This window comes from Micromonospora sp. NPDC051296, from assembly GCF_040682255.1.
Classification (GTDB): Bacteria; Actinomycetota; Actinomycetes; order Mycobacteriales; family Micromonosporaceae; genus Micromonospora; species Micromonospora craterilacus.
Genome location: NZ_JBFBAO010000489.1, coordinates 1 through 4,188 on the forward strand (window position 1 = coordinate 1; position 4,188 = coordinate 4,188).

The window sequence follows — 4,188 nt, forward strand, 5'->3', positions numbered from 1 at the left end:
GGGTCTTCGACGTCAGCAACGTGCTGAACCCGGTGCAGGTCGCGGCGGTTCAGCTCTGCCGCGGCTCGCCGTCGGGGGAGACGCCGGTCGGCGCGCCGCCGGCCCGCCCGCCGAGGGCCGGCCGGGGGCGGCCGGGCGTCGGTGCCCCGGCGGCCGCCCGCCCGCCACGCCGGGTCGCCAGCTGCCCGGATGCGACGGCCTCCGCGCCGGGCAGCGCGAACGCCTCGTCCGCGCCGAGCCGCCGCCGCAGGGTGGACAGGGCCCGGGAGGTCTGGCTCTTGACCGTGCCCGGCGAGATGTCGAGAAGGGCGGCGGTCTGCGCCTCCGACATGTCCTCGTAATAGCGCAGGACCAGCACCGCACGCTGCCGGGCGGGCAGTGCGCGCAGGTGCCGCCAGAGCACGTCACGGTCCAGTTGCTGCTCGATCTCGTCGGCGGCGGCGCGCTCGGGCAGCGTCTCCGTCGGTCGCTCGCCGTGCCAGCGGCGCCGCCACCAGCTAGTCGAGGTGTTGACCATGACACGGCGGGCGTACGGCTCGATCGCCTCGATCCCGCCGAGGCGCTTCCAGGCCAGGTACGTCTTGGTCAGCGCGGTCTGGAGCAGGTCCTCCGCGGTGCCCCAGTCGCCGGTGAGCAGGTACGCGGTCCGCAGCAGGGCCCCGGAACGAGCCGTGACGAAGTCACGGAACTCCTCTTCCAGCGGGTTGCTGCTCGCCACGCTGCACCTCCGTTCCTGATCCTGCTCGGCAGCCTGCCATGGCCGCACCAGCGGGTCGAGGGCGAAAGGTGCGCACTGACTCCGATGTTCGGTCGAAAAGTTTCAGGCCCCGTCGTCGGCCTTGGCCTCGTCCTGCTCCTTGCCCAGCCGCGCCTCGACTGCCTGCGGCTCGTACATCTCCTCGACGACGCGCAGGTAGAGCTCGTTGGGGTTGGGCAGGTTCTTGACCTCGCGGAGCGCCTGCTCCTGCCCGGCCGACTCCAGCACGAAGGTGCCGTAATTGAGGGCCCGACCGGCCGGCGACTGTTCGTACTTCATGTCGGTGACCCGGACCAGGGGCATCATCGCCACGCGTCGGGTGATGATGCCGTTGACCACCATGACCCGTTTGTTGGTCAGGATGAACCGGTCGTACCACCAGTCGGCGACCCGCCAGGCCACCCAGCCCATCACCGCGAACCAGAGCAGGACCGCGACCGTGGTGAGCGCGCCGACGTTCTGCCCGGCCAGAAAGCCGGAGAGGTAGCCGAGCACGAAGGTGGCGGCGACGCCGATGATGATCGGCGTGACGAGGTGGATCCAATGCCGCTTCCACTCACCCCGGTAGCGCTCGGTGGGGAAGAGGTAGCGCGCGACCAGTGAGCTGGGCTCGTCCTCCAGCGGCAGGACCCGCCGCGGCGTCATGCCGCTGGCGTCGGCACGCAGCCCGGCCAGTTCCTCCTCGGAGATCTGCGGTGGCGGCTGGTAGCCGCCCTCGGGGTCGCGCACCCAGGCCCGCCCCGACCGGCCCTCACCGGCGTAGCCCGGGCCGTCGCCGTAACCGGCGTCGTCGGAGAAGGCCGGACCGTCGGAGAGGTTGGCTCCGGAGCCGTAACCCGGCCCGTCGTCGGGGTCGATCCGGGGGATCGGCTCGGTGTCACGCTCCCGGCGGGCCCGGTCGGGGTCGTCGGGGTCGAAGGGCGGGCCGGAGGGGCTTCCCATCGGAGGCTAGGCGACCAGGCTCGTGAAGAAGTCGCCGAAGCCCTGGGCGATGTCCATGATGCCGCCGCCCAGCGACTTGAACACGTCCGCGGCGGAGTTCGGCCGGTAGGCGACGAAGAAGATCAAGAATGCGATTCCGGCCCAGGTGAGGACCTTCTTGACCATGGCGGGCCATCCTCTCGCGCGGCGCCGGGTCCCATTACCGCAGCGGCACCCAGAGTATCAGCGTGGTGTCTTACCGTGAATATCTGCGTCCGTTCTCCGACATTCCGGGAGGGTTGTCAAGCCTTCCCGTGCAGGTACGGAGACGGTGCGCCGTACACGAGCTCGGGCGGCGTCCACTCAACCAGGTCGTGCAGCACCACGTCCTCCGCGAGCAGATGCCCCGCGCTCGCCGGCCAGGCTATCGCATACAGCCACATTCCCCGAGCCTCGCCGGCGTACGCGCTTCGATCCGTCTGCGAACTCACCAGCCACAGTGGAGTGGGGTGGCCGGCCACCCGGATCCCCGCCCGCCCGACATGCCCGGGATGCCCCGGCCCCGGGTCGGTGAGCGCCTCGGCCAGTTCCGGCCCCGCGTCCGGGCCCGGCACCCCGGCGTATCGCGCGCCCAGGCCGACGCCCGGTTCCTCGGCCACGAAGACCAGGTCCGCGGGGCCGCCACCGAGAGGCGCGGGGCCGGCACAGGCGACCGCGGTGGCACGTACCCCGAGCCGGTCGTCGCCGGCCCACGCCACGCCGGTCGTGGTCCACCCCGGCGGCAGCGGCCACGGGCACCACAGCGGCACCGCCGGCCGCTGCGGCTGCCCAGCGGCCTGGATGCGGTCCACGACGCTGGCCACGATCTCGGCGCCGATGTGCTCGGGCACGTGCAGCGGTGCGACCGGCCCGCAGTCGGCGCAGCGCGACTCGGCGTGCATCAGGTCCGGCGGCCGTACCAACCCGCCGCACCTGGGACAACTCACCGCAACAGTCACCACTCCACCGTCACCCCGCACCGGCGAGCCGTCAAGCGGAGCGGCGCCATTTGCCCTACCAGATCGGCCCGGGTCAGTCCGGCAGCGGCCCGGCGTGGGCCCGGATCCACGCGTGCATGGCGATCCCGCTCGCCACGCCGGCGTTGATTGACCGGGTCGAGCCGTACTGGGCGATCGAGAAGAGTTGGTCGCAGGCCGCCCGCGCGGCGTCCGACAGGCCGGGACCCTCCTGGCCGAACAGCAGGGCGCACCGCCGGGGCAGCGTGGTGGTCTCCAGCGGGCGGGAGCCGGGCAGGTTGTCGATCCCGACCAGCAGCAGGTCGCGTTCCACCGCCCAGGCGGCGAACTGCTCGATCGTCTCGTGATGCCGTACGTGCTGGTAGCGGTCGGTCACCATGGCGCCGCGCCGGTTCCACCGACGCCGGCCGACGATGTGCACCTCGGCGGCGAGGAAGGCGTTGGCGTTGCGGACCACCGTGCCGATGTTGAAGTCGTGCTGCCAGTTCTCGATCGCCACGTGGAAGTCGTGCCGCCGCCGGTCCAGGTCGGCGACGACCGCCTCGCGCCGCCAGTACCGGTAACGGTCGACCACGTTGCGCCGATCGCCTTCGGCGAGCAGCTCCGGGTCGTAGCGGGGGTCGTCGGGCGGATCTCCGGGCCAGGGTCCCACGCCGACGTCGAGCTGCTCACCGGTCACGGTCACGCAGGGTACGCCCCGCCGCCCCGGCCCCGACCGGGCCTCCGGTCGACATGGCCGAACGGAGGCACTCGGCACGACCGGGGGACGTTCGGCACGGAGACGGCCCGGCCCGGCCGGAGCAATGCGGCCGGCACGGCTGGGAGACGGCCTGCTACGGCCGGAGCGAGGCGGGCCAAGGTGGGCCGGAGGGGTGGCTAGCGTAGTCCGAGCGCGCCGCCGAGGCGGTCGAGGAGCCGGCGGTCGGCCGGGGCCAACGCGCCGCCCGGGAGCACCGCCGGCACCGACCGGCAGACCCGGGCCGCGACCGACTGCACCCATTGCCGGTACGCCGCCGAGTCGGCCGGGTCGGCGCGGCGGTCGAGCACCCGTGCCACGGCCCGGCAGGCGGAGAGCACTTCCACCAGGTCGGTGAGTTGCGCCGCCGTTGACGGTGCCCCGTCGTGCCGGGCGTAGATCGCGGCCACCACCGCCCGAACCAGGTCACTGTCGAAGGCCCGCCCGGCGGCCACCGCGTCCAGCCCGGCGAGGCCCGCGGCCACGCCCCGCTGCGGTCGCCCCGGGCCGGGCTGGGCCGCGGCCACGATCACCCGGCCCGGCAGGTCGGTGAGCAGTTCCCACTCGGTGACGGAGTACGGCCCAGCGGTGGTGGGCGCAGCGCGGCGTCCGGCGGCGGGCGGCTCTCCGGCAACGGAGTGGCTCATGCCGGTGCTCCGCTGCGCGCGCTCACTGCGCAGACTCTTCCTGTCGGCGGTCTCGTCGGGCACCGTGTCTGGTGCCGGCGATTTCGGGTCGTCGGCGCACCTGGTCCCCAC

6 protein-coding genes are annotated in these 4,188 nt (G+C 73.1%); all 6 read right to left on the reverse strand.

Annotated elements, in window-relative coordinates; all coding sequences use genetic code 11:
- Positions 1–49: 49 nt before the first annotated feature.
- The 6 genes from AB0M52_RS31480 to AB0M52_RS31505 all read right to left on the reverse strand — a co-directional run bounded on the left by AB0M52_RS31480 (position 50) and on the right by AB0M52_RS31505 (position 4,077).
- Positions 50–718: a SigE family RNA polymerase sigma factor gene (locus AB0M52_RS31480; RefSeq protein WP_363961235.1), complete on the reverse strand. Its 669-nt coding sequence runs from the start codon at positions 716–718 to the stop codon at positions 50–52.
- A 102-nt stretch (positions 719–820) separates the two neighbouring features.
- Positions 821–1,699, reverse strand: coding sequence for a PH domain-containing protein (locus AB0M52_RS31485; protein ID WP_363961237.1), 879 nt, complete (start codon positions 1,697–1,699; stop codon positions 821–823).
- 6 nt (positions 1,700–1,705) lie between these two features.
- Entirely contained in the window at positions 1,706–1,864 is a 159-nt protein-coding gene (locus AB0M52_RS31490) for a hypothetical protein (protein WP_007455302.1), read from the reverse strand.
- Positions 1,865–1,980: 116 nt separating this feature from the next.
- Positions 1,981–2,697, reverse strand: coding sequence for a TFIIB-type zinc ribbon-containing protein (locus AB0M52_RS31495; protein WP_363961239.1), 717 nt, complete (start codon positions 2,695–2,697; stop codon positions 1,981–1,983).
- A gap of 52 nt (positions 2,698–2,749) precedes the next feature.
- Positions 2,750–3,373 carry an RNA methyltransferase gene (locus AB0M52_RS31500; RefSeq protein ID WP_363961241.1) on the reverse strand — a complete coding sequence of 208 codons (624 nt, stop codon included), beginning with the start codon at positions 3,371–3,373 and terminating at the stop codon, positions 2,750–2,752.
- A 197-nt stretch (positions 3,374–3,570) separates the two neighbouring features.
- Positions 3,571–4,077, reverse strand: a complete 507-nt coding sequence (locus AB0M52_RS31505) for a hypothetical protein (RefSeq protein WP_363961243.1) — start codon at positions 4,075–4,077, stop codon at positions 3,571–3,573.
- Between the last annotated feature and the right edge of the window lie 111 nt (positions 4,078–4,188).

What these genes read in the sequence shown, in the direction of transcription:
- AB0M52_RS31485 (WP_363961237.1), bottom strand. Translation starts at nt 1,699, where the DNA reads ATGGGAAGCCCCTCCGGCCCGCCCTTCGACCCCGACGACCCCGACCGG.
- AB0M52_RS31490 (WP_007455302.1), bottom strand. Translation starts at nt 1,864, where the DNA reads ATGGTCAAGAAGGTCCTCACCTGGGCCGGAATCGCATTCTTGATCTTC.
- AB0M52_RS31505 (WP_363961243.1), bottom strand. Translation starts at nt 4,077, where the DNA reads ATGAGCCACTCCGTTGCCGGAGAGCCGCCCGCCGCCGGACGCCGCGCT.